General features: G+C 57.6%; 12 protein-coding genes. 10 read left to right on the top strand and 2 right to left on the bottom strand.

Annotated features, from left to right (window positions below; all coding sequences use genetic code 11):
• Window positions 1–11: 11 nt before the first annotated feature.
• Together EIY71_RS08625 and tssI are read right to left on the bottom strand one after the other, a co-directional pair.
• Window positions 12–683 (bottom strand): DUF2931 family protein, encoded by a 672-nt coding sequence (locus EIY71_RS08625; protein WP_236190448.1) that lies wholly within the window; start codon window positions 681–683, stop codon window positions 12–14.
• Between the two features lie 10 nt (window positions 684–693).
• On the bottom strand, window positions 694–4035 hold the full coding sequence (tssI, locus tag EIY71_RS08620) for a type VI secretion system tip protein TssI/VgrG (RefSeq protein ID WP_134021362.1): 3342 nt from the start codon (window positions 4033–4035) through the stop codon (window positions 694–696).
• Between the two features lie 715 nt (window positions 4036–4750).
• Here tssI and tssA point away from each other — a divergent pair.
• The 10 genes from tssA to tssG all read left to right on the top strand — a co-directional run bounded on the left by tssA (window position 4751) and on the right by tssG (window position 14202).
• The gene (gene tssA, locus EIY71_RS08615; protein ID WP_102688427.1) at window positions 4751–6313 is read left to right on the top strand and encodes a type VI secretion system protein TssA; all 1563 of its coding nucleotides are present in this window, start codon (window positions 4751–4753) and stop codon (window positions 6311–6313) included.
• Between the two features lie 32 nt (window positions 6314–6345).
• Window positions 6346–6849, top strand: a complete 504-nt coding sequence (gene tssB, locus EIY71_RS08610) for a type VI secretion system contractile sheath small subunit (protein WP_003229587.1) — start codon at window positions 6346–6348, stop codon at window positions 6847–6849.
• 28 nt (window positions 6850–6877) lie between these two features.
• Entirely contained in the window at window positions 6878–8353 is a 1476-nt protein-coding gene (gene tssC / locus EIY71_RS08605) for a type VI secretion system contractile sheath large subunit (RefSeq protein ID WP_011336600.1), read from the top strand.
• A 9-nt stretch (window positions 8354–8362) separates the two neighbouring features.
• The gene (tssE, locus tag EIY71_RS08600) at window positions 8363–8770 is read left to right on the top strand and encodes a type VI secretion system baseplate subunit TssE (protein WP_007954373.1); all 408 of its coding nucleotides are present in this window, start codon (window positions 8363–8365) and stop codon (window positions 8768–8770) included.
• Window positions 8771–8781: 11 nt separating this feature from the next.
• Window positions 8782–9306 carry a PAAR domain-containing protein gene (locus EIY71_RS08595; RefSeq protein WP_102718398.1) on the top strand — a complete coding sequence of 175 codons (525 nt, stop codon included), beginning with the start codon at window positions 8782–8784 and terminating at the stop codon, window positions 9304–9306.
• An 11-nt stretch (window positions 9307–9317) separates the two neighbouring features.
• The gene (locus EIY71_RS08590) at window positions 9318–10304 is read left to right on the top strand and encodes a DUF6402 family protein (protein WP_085747933.1); all 987 of its coding nucleotides are present in this window, start codon (window positions 9318–9320) and stop codon (window positions 10302–10304) included.
• The gene (locus EIY71_RS08585; RefSeq protein WP_134021359.1) at window positions 10301–10687 is read left to right on the top strand and encodes a hypothetical protein; all 387 of its coding nucleotides are present in this window, start codon (window positions 10301–10303) and stop codon (window positions 10685–10687) included. The genes EIY71_RS08590 and EIY71_RS08585 overlap by 4 nt, the downstream gene beginning before the upstream one ends.
• 264 nt (window positions 10688–10951) lie before the next feature.
• Complete coding sequence (locus tag EIY71_RS08575; RefSeq protein WP_102688424.1) at window positions 10952–11374, top strand: hypothetical protein; 423 nt, start codon at window positions 10952–10954, stop codon at window positions 11372–11374.
• Between the two features lie 69 nt (window positions 11375–11443).
• Window positions 11444–13231, top strand: coding sequence for a type VI secretion system baseplate subunit TssF (tssF, locus tag EIY71_RS08570; RefSeq protein ID WP_011336593.1), 1788 nt, complete (start codon window positions 11444–11446; stop codon window positions 13229–13231).
• Window positions 13195–14202: a type VI secretion system baseplate subunit TssG gene (tssG, locus tag EIY71_RS08565; protein ID WP_039765146.1), complete on the top strand. Its 1008-nt coding sequence runs from the start codon at window positions 13195–13197 to the stop codon at window positions 14200–14202. The genes tssF and tssG overlap by 37 nt, the downstream gene beginning before the upstream one ends.
• Window position 14203 lies beyond the last annotated feature (1 nt).

Raw genomic sequence — 14203 nt, 5'->3', positions numbered from 1 at the left:
CAATCGAGTGGTCACCAGGAGTCGTAGGGGATGCCGTATTTTTCGATGTAGGCCTTGGATTCTTCATAGAGCTGCCTGTGTCTTCCGTTGGTCTTGCCACCGTAGGGACCTTTGGGATCGATCTTGCCCTGGACCCGCATGACTTCGGTCGACAAAAGACACTGGCCGCCCAGCCAGACCTTGGCGATGCCGCCTGGCGCGAGGCCGATGACCATCATATTTCGGTAATCCGTGATCCACTTGCCGTCTGCCCGACAGAAAACCCTCTCGCCCTTGAGCATGATCTGGCGAACTGAGTCCGGAATTTTTATGAAGGCTTTGTAAGTCTGTGGTTCGGCCATGGAATACCAGCGGACGAAGACCAGATAGGGCAGCGCGGCCCCCGTGACACGTCGACCTTTGCCTACCGGATGTTCCGGCCATCCTGGTGCCTGCCCACGGAAAGTGGCGGGTACGCCTTTACTGTACGGTCGCGGATAGGCAAATGCTGGAACTCCACCGGCTGTGTCCAGAAATACGCGTTTGTTGACGTCCACGACGTCGGCATTTTCGATCCAGGCCTCCATGTAGTCGGGTGTGAAAAACCTGAGCATCCAGCCGTCATAAGGCAGCAATCTTGTACCACCGGAAGTGCAGCCGCCCAGCAACACAATGAATATCAATGCAAAGCCAATCTTGAGCATGTACGAGTTCTCACGCATTAGGGTGCACCACACGAACAGACTGATCGGCGGGGCGGTTGATAAACAGGATGCTCAGCCCGGTTTCGTTGAGTCCCTTCGCAGCATTCCAGTTGGATGACAGATGAATGTAGCGTTGAGCGAGTAGCGCATGCTCGTTCAGGCTCAAATCGAGACTGCGGGATTCACCCAGCGCAAACATCATCAATTTTCGGGCGATACCCTTGAGCTCTCCCGGTAGCGCGTAACTCTGAGATTCTTGGTTAATCGTTTCGAACTCTACCCCGTGCCGGTTCGCCAGCTCCCGCATGATTCGCAGGTAAATCAGGGACAGGTCATTGCGCACAACTCGTTCGCTGTAGACCGCTGCGTAGACATTTTTTGATTTGCGCCGATCGCCCTTGACGTTGCTGGCCGTTTCCACCGCCCAGGTTTTGACTTGAAGCGTCAGCCCATAGAAATGCAGTTGGTCCTGAAGCCTGCCGAGTTCTTGCTCGGCCAACCGATAAGCGTTGGTCGACGACGAAGGGGTATTAAAGTCCACGTCGCGACTGCAGCGCGGCTTGCTCAGCAGTACCCGTTCGACAAGATTCGGTAAGTACCCGCCGCCCAAGTCGGAGTGGACGCCCGGCAACACAATGTCGGCGTTTCCGGCGCTGTTGAGCGAAAAGTTGTGGCGGCGTTCGTCCCGGGCAACCAGGTGCACAACTTTCTTTGCAATGTCCGGCGCCAGATACAGATTGACGCCGGGGTTGTTGGCGTCATGGACGCTGAAATCGCCGTCAGCCATGCTGCCTATGGCGGCAGCGGTGTCGAAGATGCCGATGAAGTTAATGCTGACATCGATGTTGGCCCGCCAGGAGAAGCTCTCAAGGAACAGTGACGAGTCCGCGGGAAGTAATTGCGCCAGCGGGCTTTGCTCGCCTTTCATCACTTCATTGGCGAAGTGTCTCGCAGCAGCGGCGCCGCGGCTGAAGCCGAAGATGTCGAACTGAACGGATTCCACCTTCAGGGTCGGGTTCGCCGACTCAAAAAGGCGAATCCCAGGAATGATGCTGGTCGGGCTTTGCTTGACTCTCGCCAGTACACCTTGTGCACCCGTGCCAGTCATTTGCGAAAAAACCGAGTCGTCCTTATCGGCACTCGTACCTATGCCCTCAAGATAGACCGGTATGTACGCGATGGTTTCCTCTTTCGCCAGTTGCCGCCCTTGGTCATCGCGATATAACTCATACAGCCTCGCCACATTGCTCGCATCATTCCCATAACTGTTATCCGGCACATTGCCCTGTCCGTCATACCCATGCATCTGGCAGAACTGTCGAATGTCCTCGGCTTCCTCCTCAAGATTCACATCCCGCGCATAGCAGCCCTTCACCTGTTCGCTGTTGAACAGATTGTTCCCCGTCCCATCGAAAAACACGCCGATCCGCAAGGTGATGCCAGCAGGTAACTCGTCTTCCAGTTCGACCTCTTCCTCCTCTTCTTCGAGTTCTCCTTCCTCCGCTGCTTGAGTGGAAGCAGTTGCTGGTCCTGCGGCCAAGGTACCCGCCATTGCGGCTTCTGGATGATCAGCGGCTCCGCTGGCGGACGTCTTTCCTCCCGCCACCATCTCGGTACTGCTGAAGATCCCGCCGCTGTCGATCACGATGTGGTGACCGCCCGCCTTCAGCGTGATGCTGGCGCCGGCATCCAGCACCACGCTGGCGCCGGCCTTGATCTGCACCTGCTGGCCCGCCTCGACGGTAATGATTTTCCCGGCCGTCGTCTGGCTGCTGCCCTGGATGCTTTCCCAACGATCGCGCCCGACCGCCAGCCGGCTGTCATGGAGAACCTGCCGCTCCATGTCGCGCTGGGCACGCAGGTAGACCAGTTCCAGTCCGGCGCGGTCTTCAATCGTAAATTCGCTGTAGCCGCCGGTGTCAGGCGAGCTGCGACTGCGCAGCACGGTTCGGGTCTTGTGCTCGGGCAGTTTGTAAGGCGCGGGCGTGACCTTGTTGATCACGCAGCCGGTAATCAGCGGCTTGTCGGGATCACCTTCCACGAAGGTCACCACCACTTCCGTCCCGATGCGGGGGAGGGTGACGACACCGAAACCGTTCCCGGCCCAGCTCGACGAGACCCGCACCCAGCAACTGCTGCGCTCACTGTTTAATTCGGTCCGGTCCCAGTGGAATTCGACTTTTACGCGACCGAACTCATCGCAGTAGATCTCTTCGCCTTTGGGGCCGGTCACCCGGGCGGTCTGGCTGACCAGTGGTGGCCTGCGTGCGGGAAGCGGCGGACGGAAAACTACCTCGGCCGGAATGGCGTGGAAGGTGTTGCGATAGCCTTGGGCAAAACCGTCCGCCGATTGAGTTTCGCTGCTAACCGACTCTTCGAGCACTTGCGGCTGCCGCCCGGTGTGGCTGATCCCGAGCAGCAGCCACAGACTGTTGTATTTCTGGCGAGGGTGTTCGGTCAGTTCAAGCAGATGGCCGCAGCGCAAGGTAGGTTGGTTGCTTTGACCCTCTGCCATTTCATAGTCTGCGCGATGGCGCTCCAGGGCCTGACGGGCCAGTTGCTTGCCACGCTTTTCGTTGTCCAGCGGCAACGGGTATTGGTAGTCCTCAAACGTCGGGGTGAATTCGGCGCTGAAGCGGCTTTCGATTAAAAGCGTCGGTCGCCTCAGGTCATAGTCGCGTCGCGTGACCCGGCTTGTCCGGGTGGCGGCGCGCAAGGAAAACCTGCTGACTACTGGATATTCCGGGACCATCCCGCTATCCCGGCGATAGGGTGTGGCGCGCAATGTCGGGAGGAACACCGCGTCATCGGTGAACACCAGCAAATGGCCTTGCGCGGAGTGCTGGTGATGCCAGGCGATTCCGTCCTCGGCACACACGCGCTGAATGAACTCGAAATCGCTTTCGTCGTATTGGGTGCAGTAATCCCGTGCTGCTAGGGGCTGGACATGGAAGGTGAACGCATCGGCGAGGATGCCGTGTCGCTTGAGTGTTTGCGTGATGATCTGCGGGACAGTCTGCCCCTGGTAAATCCTTTGATCGTGACTGAACTGCAAATAGTGCAGGCTCGGCACCAGAGTCAGGCGATAACGGGTCAGGCGTTTGTCGGATTCACCCGCCAACACATCGTCGATGCGTCCATGAATGCCTTCACCGTTCAGGCCGAACTGCAGGAAGGCAGGCTGACTGAGCAGGCCTTCCATATCGAAGTCGGGGTCTTCACTGACCAGTTCGACGTGGATGGCATAAAGGGTGCTGATGGTCTCGGTGCCTTCGAAGGCCAGCACCTTGAAGTCGTTGCGAACAGCAGGAATCTGCAGCGTAAAGCGCGCAGAACTGACAGCTCCAGACATACGCTTGTCCTTAAGCAGAGAGGGGAAGACGGCGTGATGTCGAAACCCTCCCTGGTCAGCGCACGCGAACATTGGCCGGCACGCTAACAAGGCGTTAAACAGATTTATGTAAGAAGGATCCCTTGTTTAAGTCGGAGCTTTCCGGGTTTTAAAACAACGTGGAAATTGTGGGAAATGGCTGTGAGAAACTGACGGCGAATGATTGGAATCCTGCGCAATAGTCTTATGCAGGCAAGGATCCAGGACTATTAAACATATAAATGCCATCAAATTGATGGCACTTTTAATGTTGTCTGTTGTCGTCAGTCATTTGTTAATAAATGGCGGCGTATTTTCGGAAGCGTCCTACTTCAAATTTTTTCGGGGTTTGTCATGCTTTCGCCGCTTACTTGTGGAACGAGCGTGCAGATGTTCTCGATGCCGCGCGCCGGCCGCTCTGGCCCAATGCTTTCGGAAGGGATAGGCTTAAAGGTGAAATATAAAGGGACATCAGGGAATCCCCTGTCACATATAGGGCGATCTCCTACAGCGCCCAATGAACAGTTCGTCTTGTTGTTTAATCGGATGCTTGCTAGTGGCCATCATAGTGATTACGATGCGCGCACTTGAAAGAGCAAGCACTCAATTGGATGAGTCTTCCGACTGCTCTTCGATACTGTCCCGCGCCGCTGCAACTCCAATAGGCGCACGACCGTAATCCTAATAAAGGCCATGGATGTCCTACTCAAGCAAACTTTCCGCCCATTACCTCGAACTCGCTAAAGTCTCTGTTTCCAAAGAGAATTTTGCGGGCGAAGACGTTCGTTTCTCGAGCGAATTCGAGGCCTTGGAAAGCGAGCTGGCCAAAGCCTCGTCGATGCACGAAAGCGGGCAGATCGACTGGCTGAAAATTCGCGAAAACAGCGAAAACCTCCTGCGTACCCAATCCAAGGATTTGCGTGTCGGCGCCTGGCTGACCTGGTCGCTGTACCAGCGTGAATCCTTCCCCGGCCTGCTGGCCGGCCTCGGTTTTCTGCACCATTTGTCGGAAAACCACTGGGCCGAGATTCACCCGCTCAAACCCCGCACCCGGGCCGCCGCCATCGGCTGGCTGGTGCCGCGTCTTGAGCAGGTGATCACCGAGAACATCGCGATCAAGGAACAGCTGCCGATGTTCCGGCAGTTGTCCGAGCATCTGTCCGGTCTCGACGCCGCCTGCACCGAGCACCTGGGCGATGATGCGCCGCTGCTGCTGCCGCTTTCTCGCCGCCTGAAAACCATGATCCAGCGTGCCGCTGACAATCAGCCGGCACCCGGCGTGGTGGGTGCGGCGGTGGCGCAGGTCAAGCAGGCCGCCAGCCAGTTACTGGCTCCCGGTGCGCCGATTGACAACGAAAAAGAAGCCCACAAAGCCCTGCGCGCCCAGCAGGAAAGCGCCCGCCCGCTGTGCGCCTGGTGGCTCAAGCAGAAAGCCACCGACCTGCGCGCGCTGCGCCTCAACCGCACCTTGCTGTGGATGACGATCGATGCGGTGCCCGAGCGCAACGCCGAGCAGATTACCGTGCTGCGCGGGTTGCCGGTCGACAAGCTCAAGCAGTATCAGGACCGCTTCGATCAGGGCAAATATGCCGACCTGCTGGTGGAACTGGAGGCGAGCCTGGCGAAGGCGCCGTTCTGGTTCGATGGCCAGAGGATGGTCTGGGAATGTCTCCAGAACCTCAACGCCGAGCTGGCCATGCGCGAAGTGGAAATCCACTTCGCGCTTTTGATTCAGCGCCTGCCCGGCATCATCGAGCTGCGTTTCCATGACGGCGCGCCGTTCGCCGATCCGTCCACCCGGGCGTGGATCGCCGGCAACGTCATGCCGCACCTGCAAAGCGCCAGCGCGCCGCGCAAGGTCGAGACCGAGAACGTCGAAACCCAGCCAGCCTGGGAAAAGGCCTTGGAGGAAGTCCAGCCGATCCTGCGCAAGGAAGGCCTCAAGCCTGCCGTGCAGATCCTCAAGCAGGGTCTGCAATCGGCGCACGGCGGGCGCGAACGCTTCTTCTGGCAGTTCGCCCTCGCGCGGCTGTGCTTCCTGGCCAAGAAATACGAACTCGCCAAGAACCAGCTCGAAACCCTCGATCAGACATTACAGGACTCAGGCCTGCACGCCTGGGAGCCCGATCTTGCATTGGAAGTGCTGCACCTGCTGCACAGTTGCTGCGAGTTGTTACCGCAGAACCATGCCGTACGTGAACGCAAGGAAGAGATTTATCGCAGGCTGTGCCACCTCGACCTCGAAGTGGTACTCGAATAGGCCCCAGGGCCACAACCGCAAGGAGAAAAGCCATGGCCAAAGAAGGCTCGGTAGCCCCCAAGGAACGCATCAACGTCACCTTCAAACCCGCCACCGGCGGTGCTCAGGAAGAGATTGAACTGCCGCTGAAGCTGCTGGCAATCGGTGACTACACCCACCGCAAGGACGATCGCAAGATCGAGGATCGCAAGCCGATCAGCATCGACAAGATGACCTTCGACGAAGTGCTGGCCAAGCAAGAGCTGGGTCTGACGCTGAGCGTGCCGAACCGTCTGCAGGAAGATGGCGAGGCCGACGAGCTGGCTGTGCAACTGCGCGTCAACTCCATGAAGGACTTCAACCCGGCCAGTCTGGTCGAGCAAGTGCCTGAGCTGAAAAAACTGATGGAACTGCGCGACGCGCTGGTGGCCCTCAAAGGCCCGCTGGGTAACGCACCTGCGTTCCGTAAAGCCATCGAAGGCGTGCTCGCCGACGATGAATCCCGCGGTCGCGTACTCGGTGAGCTGGGCCTGAACGCCGCAGCTCCGGACGCTTGAGACTCCAGCAGCCAAGGAAGCCAACACAATGAGCACTAGCGCAGCACAACAGAACGCCGCAGAAAACGGCGAGTACAGCATTCTCGACAGCATCATCGCCGAAACCCGCCTGACGCCGGACGACGAAGCCTACGACATCGCCAAGCGCGGTGTGTCGGCGTTCATCGAAGAGCTGCTCAAGCCGCAGAACAACGGTGAGCCGGTCAAGAAAGCCATGGTTGACCGCATGATCGCCGAGATCGATGCCAAGCTCAGCCGTCAGATGGACGAAATCCTGCACCACCCGGACTTCCAGGCCCTGGAATCGTCGTGGCGTGGCCTGCAACTGCTGGTCGACCGCACCAACTTCCGCGAAAACATCAAGATCGAAATCCTCAACGTCTCCAAAGAAGACCTGCTGGACGATTTCGAAGACTCGCCGGAAGTCATGCAGTCGGGCCTGTACAAGCACATCTACACCGCTGAATACGGCCAGTTCGGTGGTCAGCCGGTTGGCGCGATCATCGCCAACTACTACATGTCCCCAAGCTCGCCGGACGTGAAGCTGATGCAGTACGTGTCCAGCGTAGCCTGCATGTCCCACGCGCCGTTTATCGCCGCTGCCGGCCCGAAATTCTTCGGCCTGGAAAGCTTCACCGGTCTGCCGGACCTGAAGGATCTGAAAGATCACTTCGAAGGCCCGCAATTCGCCAAATGGCAGAGCTTCCGTACCTCGGAAGACTCCCGCTACGTTGGTCTGACCGTGCCGCGTTTCCTGCTGCGTAACCCGTACGACCCGGAAGAGAACCCGGTCAAATCGTTCGTGTACAAGGAAAACGTTGCCAACAGCCACGAGCACTACCTGTGGGGCAACACCGCTTACGCGTTCGGCACCAAGCTGACCGACAGCTTCGCCAAATTCCGCTGGTGCCCGAACATCATCGGCCCACAGAGCGGCGGCGCGGTTGAAGACCTGCCTCTGCACCACTTCGAAAGCATGGGCGAAATCGAAACCAAGATTCCTACCGAAGTTCTGGTTTCCGACCGTCGTGAATACGAACTGGCCGAGGAAGGCTTCATCTCCCTGACCATGCGTAAAGGCTCCGACAATGCGGCGTTCTTCTCCGCAAGCTCGGTGCAGAAGCCGAAGTTCTTCGGCATCAGCGCAGAAGGCAAGGCTGCAGAGCTGAACTACAAGCTCGGCACCCAACTGCCGTACATGATGATCGTCAACCGCTTGGCTCACTACCTGAAAGTGCTGCAGCGCGAGCAGCTCGGTTCGTGGAAAGAACGTACCGACCTCGAGCTGGAACTGAACAAGTGGATCCGTCAGTACGTGGCCGACCAGGAAAACCCGAGCGCCGAAGTGCGTGGCCGTCGTCCGCTGCGCGCTGCGCAAGTGATCGTCAGCGACGTTGAAGGCGAGCCGGGCTGGTACCGCGTCAGCCTGAACGTGCGTCCGCACTTCAAGTACATGGGTGCCGATTTCACCCTGTCGCTGGTTGGCAAGCTGGACAAAGAGTAAGAGCGACTCATGGACGGATACGGCAGCCTTTTCGAACGCCTCAACGGCGACGCGGAACTACGCAAGGGCAGGAGCCTCGAGGCTTCGGCCATGGCGTCGGTGGCTGCCCATCTGGCCAAAATGCTCAGCACCCGGGCCGGCAGCGTGCAAACGCTGTCCGACTACGGGTTGCCCGATCTCAATGACATGCGCCTGAGCCTGCACGACTCCCTGAGTCAGGCCCGCCTGGCCATCGAAAGCTTCATCGAAGCCTACGAACCGCGCCTGAGCAACGTGCGTGTCATTTCCCTGCCGCGTGACCACGATCAGCTTCGCCTGGCCTTCAGCATCGAAGGCCTGCTGGAAGTCGAGGGTTTCAAGCGTCAGGTCAGTTTCGCCGCGCGCCTGGATGGCAGCGGTCAAGTGAAGGTCAACTAAGGAGAACCCCGATGTCTGGCAAACCTGCAGCACGCGTATCCGACCCCACCGCTTGCCCGCTCCCCGGCCACGGCACCAACCCGATTGCCGCCGGTTCCGGCGACGTGTTCTTCGACGGCCTCCCGGCCGCCCGCGAAGGCGATGCCTCCGCGTGTGGTGGTGCGATGGTCGGCGATCTGGCGACGACGGTTCTGATCAACGGCAAACCGGCCGCCACGGTCGGTTCGGTTGGATCTCATGGCAATAAAGTCACGGCTGGATCCGGGACGGTGATTATCGGCAATTCGCATTCGCCGGCGCCGTTTGTGCCGCCGTTGCCGGTGGAGATTCAGTGGCCGTTTAGTCAGCACTTTGTGGTTCGTAATCCTAGAACCGGCGCACCGGTTGCTGACCGGCCGTACACCTTGCGTACAGCCTCCGGTAAAGAGGTCAGGGGCGTTACTGATGCACAAGGTCGAACGAGGCCTATTGCTTCCCACCTCGCTGAAAGTGTCACGCTTATCGTCGAAGAACAGACTTCGCTCGTGATTGCTTAAGGGACTATCACATGCCGGCACCCACTCCTGTAACAGCTCAACTCACCCCTTCCTCTGACAAGAAGCCAGCGGAAGCGGCCGTCGATCATTTCCAGATCACAGATATTCCAGGTGTGATGAGAAAAATGGGCTGGAAGGAAAGCGCTCGAATCATGCAGCGTTGGTTCGACGGTGCGCCTTTCGTGATGTCCTCAAGTGAGAAGCGGGGACGTCTTGCCGTTGACAAGATCACCCAAGAAAAATTGTTTGATGATTTGGATTTTGAATGGCTTACCTCCTCCTCGCCCCACACAGGTGAAACCATCAAAGAGCTTATTGCGAAGGCCGCAAGCCCCAGTCAATACAATGAGCTTATTGGCCGTCAAAAGGGACTGACGCAATTAGCACCGGGGCTTTTGCAATTTATGACTTGCATGAGAACGCTTGGAGTTCTTGATGAGGCTAACCAGGACCTTGCTAGGGGTGCTCATGACTACAGTGCCCTGAGTGCAAGAATGCTGGAGTCTGCTACGCAATATAATTTTCGATCTATCGGGATTACCACTTCGGAAAAGAAGAATAATCCATTGGATGATGTGTACGGCACATTGGGTGGATTTGTTATTAAATTTGCAGTCACAAAATTCAGCACTACACCCAAGACGAAAAAAATGGCTGCTACATTAACGATTGAAGAAATTGGTTGTTATGTACGTGATACATATGAGTTTCTGAATGAAGATGGCAGCGACCAACTGCTTGGGTATTGGAATCACGACGGCGTTGTCAGGCCGAGCATTTTTGCATATTTAACTTCGCCAGAAACATATGAATCTGAGGGGAAGGTTTACTTCAAAGTGACCAACGATAGTTACAATAATTACCGCAGCAAGCTTGGCAAGGGTGGTGATTTGTTTGTGTACTCTACGGTCAAGAAAATTCCTGTATCCATTCATCATCGTTTTACCTCTGCAGATTTTGCAGAGTTTTCGCAACGATCAGCTAAGGCAATGCCATGAAAGCGTCCCTTAGAAAGAGCTTTTTACTTTTTTCGTTGTGCGTGCTTGTGCCAGTTTTGGTTCTTTTGGGCTTGAAGGTGCTTAGCTCAAAGGCCGCGGAGCCTCTTTTCATTGACTGGAATGATTCAGGAAGCTGCTATATCGCAACGTATTCACCGAATTACAATTTTTTGGGTGTAGTGGCTGGTCGTGCGTTTAAGTACTTTAGCAGCCCGTATTTTTATCGCGTTTATACAAAAAATAACGATCTACTAAAAACATCAGAATGGTATCTCTGGCGGGATGAGGGGAGTCCCGGCATTGCACCCGAGTTTCGCGGAGAGATGATTGTTTATCCAGGCTCTGAAGGCTGGGAAAGTTGGATAGTTTCAGAGTGTCGTTGATGCCTGATTTAAAGGCGGCCTCGCTACCTGAGAAAGTTGGAGAGCGTTATTCATGCACGCAATGAGTTTGCAGGGGTATCTGGCCAGTGTTGCTGACAGTGATCTGTTTGGCTGCCTGGCCTTGTTGAGCTTTGTATTGCTCCTGACTGCCTCACATCGGGCGGCTCGAAATTCACGCCTTCACCGCGCACTAACGCTCTCGGTTTTGGCTGCTGTTGTAGCTATCCATGGCCTTGGATCGTGGTACGGAAATCTGAGACCAGCATGAGCAACTACTACCGTATCGCCATGTGCCTGTTTGTCCATGCCTTCGGATGTGTGGCCTACGTGTTTTTGAATAATGCAGTAGTACATGCCTACAAGCATCTGAACGGCGGGTTCACCACGCGTGGGGTCGCGATCGGTATTGCCAGCTACGCGATGTTTTACATTTTTCTCGGTGTCAATTTTATTGCTGCGCTGATTCCAAGCCTCGTTGCCAAACTGGTGATTCTGAGCCTTATGGTGGGCTTCATCCTGCTTTGGATGCTCCCCGACAACCCATTGAGAGCCTTGTTTTATGGCGTCGCTCAAGGTTGCGTCACCTTGCTGGCAATCCTCGCTTCTCAAGTCATCGAGTTGCGCTGGGTATTAAGAAACATCGCTGGACGCATCCAGCCGAACCAGCCTGAGAGTGCCATCCAATGATCAGGTCAGGTATCGAGCGTAATCCACAGGACAGTTATTCCATGAGTTCCACTACCAGGCAGGTAACCCGTGTCCTTTAACCACTACTACCAAAGCGAACTCACCGCACTGCGCCAGCTGGGTCGCCGTTTCGCCGAGCGTAGTCCGGCGTTGGCGCCGTTCCTGGGGCAGGCCGGGCGGGATCCGGATGTGGAGCGGTTGCTGGAAGGCTTTGCGTTTCTGACGGGGCGGCTGCGCCAGAAGCTCGATGACGAGTTGCCGGAGCTCAGCCATTCCCTGATGCAGTTGTTGTGGCCGAACTACATGCGGCCGCTGCCGGCGTTCAGCATTCTGCAGTTCGACCCGCTCAAGCGTTCCGGGCCGGCGCTGAAGGTCGAGCGTGACACGCCGATCGAGAGCGTGCCGATCGAAGACGTGCGTTGCCGCTTCCGCACCTGCTACCCGACCGAAGTCATGGCGCTGGATCTGGCCGCGCTGAACTACTCGGTGAAGGGCGACGGTTCGCTGCTCAGCCTGCGCCTGGAGATGAGTGCCGACGGCCACCTCGGCGAGCTGGAACTGAGCAAGCTGCGCCTGCACTTTGCCGGCGAGCGCTACATCAGCCAGATGCTCTACCTGAGCCTGCTGCGCAACCTCGATGGCATCGAACTGATCCCGCTCGACGGCGCCGGCAAGCCGATCGATGGCGTGAGCGGCAAGCCGATGGCGTTCAAGATCCCGGGTGACCGGGTCAAGCCAGTGGGCTTCGCCGAAGAAGAAGCGTTGATCCCGTATCCGCTGAACACCTTCCGCGGGTATCGCTACCTGCAGGAATACTTCGCCTTCCAGGACAAGTTCCTGTTCGTCGATGTCCACGGTCTGGACATCCTCAAGGCGCTGCCGGAAGACACCCTCAAGCAGATGCGTGGCCTGGAATTGCGCTTCGACATCCGCAAGAGCGGCATCATGCGCATGCGTCCGACCCTGGATAACGTGAAGCTGTTCTGCACGCCGATCGTCAACCTGTTCAAGCACGACGCACTGCCGATCCGCCTCGACGGCAAACAGGACGAATACCTGCTGCTGCCGGCCGAATACGATCTGGAAAACTGCGGCGTGTTCTCGGTGGAGACCGTGACCGGCTGGAAACCCGGCGGCCTCGGTTATCAGGAGTACGTGCCGTTCGAATCCTTCGAGCACGACCCAAGTTTCGACGTGCCCAACAGCCGTCCGCATTACAGCATCCGCCAGCGTTCGTCGCTGCTGCACGATGGCCTCGACACCTACCTGAGCTTCGGCATCCGCCACACCGAAGCCCATGAAACCCTGTCGATCGAGCTGGTCTGCACCAATCAGAACCTGCCGCGCAAACTCAAGCTCGGGCAGATCTGCATGGCCTGCGAAGAGACCCCGGAGTTCCTGAGTTTCCGCAACATCACCCCGGCCACTTCCAGTTTCGCGCCGCCGCTGAACCGTGACTTCCTGTGGAAGCTGATCAGCAACATGTCGCTTAACTATCTGTCGCTGGCCGACGTCAATGCACTGAAGGTGATTCTCGAAACCTACGACCTGCCGCGCTACTACGACCAGCACGCGGAGAAGGTCAGCAAACGCCTGCTCGGCGGTCTCAAGCACATCAAGCATCACCACGTGGACCGCTTGCACCGTGGTTTGCCGGTGCGCGGTCTGCGCACCGAACTGACCATCGACCCAGAAGGGTATATCGGCGAAGGCGACCTGTTCGTCTTCGCCTCGGTTCTCAACGAGTTTTTCGCGCTTTACGCCAGTCTCAATTCATTCCATGAGCTGCGGGTAAAAAGCACACAGGGAGAGGTGTACCAATGGACACCACGTATGGGCCTGCAGCCCCTGCTTTAAGCGGGCTGACGAAGGTAATACGCGAGTACTCGCTGTTTCAGGCCGTGCTGCTGGTGATCGACCGGCTGCGCGATGCGCACCCGTACCTGAGCGAAGACGATTTGTACGACCAGCTGGAATTCCAGGCCAACCCGAGCCTCGGATTTCCGCGCAGCGACGTCGATCGCGTGGAGTTTTTCGAAGAGCACGGGCAGATGCGCGCGCGCCTGCGGTTCAACCTGATCGGTCTGGTCGGTTCCGGCTCGCCGCTGCCGGCGTTCTACGGCGAGCAAGCTTTGGGCGACAGCGAAGACGGCAACCCGACGCGCAATTTCCTCGACTTGTTCCACCATCGCCTGCAACGGCTGATGCTGCCGATCTGGCGCAAGTACCGCTATCGCGCGAGCTTCCAGAGCGGTGCGGTCGACCCGTTCTCGTCGCAGCTGTTCGCCCTGATCGGCCTCGGCGGCGACGAGATCCGCAAGGCCAAGGAACTGAACTGGAAACGCCTGCTGCCGTACCTCGGCCTGCTCAGTTTGCGGGCGCACTCGGCGGCGCTGATCGAAGCGGTGCTGCGGTACTACTTCAAGCACGAAGACCTGGTCATCGAGCAGTGCATCGAGCGCCGCGTGGAAATCCTCGAAGAACAGCGCAACCGCCTCGGCTTCGCCAACAGCGTACTGGGTGAAGACCTGGTGCTGGGCGAACGCGTGCGCGATCGCAGCGGCAAATTCCGCATTCACATCACCGAACTCGACTGGGAACGCTTCCACGAATTCCTGCCCATCGGTTTCGGTTACCAGCCGCTCTGCGCGCTGGTGCGGTTCACCTTGCGTGACCCGCTCGATTACGACATTCGCCTGGTGCTGCGTCCGGAAGAAATCCGCGAACTGCGCATTGGCGAGAAGAACGACTGTCGCCTGGGGTGGACCAGTTGGCTGGGCTGCGAAAAAGCAGACGGCGTGGTGACCCTGGGCAGCAAAATTCATTAAG

Origin of the sequence: Pseudomonas sp. CH235, from assembly GCF_004368175.1 — a bacterium.
GTDB classification, from domain to species: Bacteria; Pseudomonadota; Gammaproteobacteria; order Pseudomonadales; family Pseudomonadaceae; genus Aquipseudomonas; species Aquipseudomonas paraglycinae.
Note: the sequence above shows the minus strand (reverse complement) of the source record. Positions and strands in the feature narration are given on the sequence as shown.

Coding starts and splice junctions, on each gene's coding strand:
- tssC (WP_011336600.1), top strand. CDS start 6,878: ATGAGCACTAGCGCAGCACAACAGAACGCCGCAGAAAACGGCGAGTAC.
- tssI (WP_134021362.1), bottom strand. CDS start 4,035: ATGTCTGGAGCTGTCAGTTCTGCGCGCTTTACGCTGCAGATTCCTGCT.
- EIY71_RS08595 (WP_102718398.1), top strand. CDS start 8,782: ATGTCTGGCAAACCTGCAGCACGCGTATCCGACCCCACCGCTTGCCCG.
- EIY71_RS08625 (WP_236190448.1), bottom strand. CDS start 683: ATGCTCAAGATTGGCTTTGCATTGATATTCATTGTGTTGCTGGGCGGC.
- EIY71_RS08590 (WP_085747933.1), top strand. CDS start 9,318: ATGCCGGCACCCACTCCTGTAACAGCTCAACTCACCCCTTCCTCTGAC.
- tssG (WP_039765146.1), top strand. CDS start 13,195: ATGGACACCACGTATGGGCCTGCAGCCCCTGCTTTAAGCGGGCTGACG.
- EIY71_RS08575 (WP_102688424.1), top strand. CDS start 10,952: ATGAGCAACTACTACCGTATCGCCATGTGCCTGTTTGTCCATGCCTTC.
- tssA (WP_102688427.1), top strand. CDS start 4,751: ATGTCCTACTCAAGCAAACTTTCCGCCCATTACCTCGAACTCGCTAAA.
- tssE (WP_007954373.1), top strand. CDS start 8,363: ATGGACGGATACGGCAGCCTTTTCGAACGCCTCAACGGCGACGCGGAA.
- tssB (WP_003229587.1), top strand. CDS start 6,346: ATGGCCAAAGAAGGCTCGGTAGCCCCCAAGGAACGCATCAACGTCACC.
- EIY71_RS08585 (WP_134021359.1), top strand. CDS start 10,301: ATGAAAGCGTCCCTTAGAAAGAGCTTTTTACTTTTTTCGTTGTGCGTG.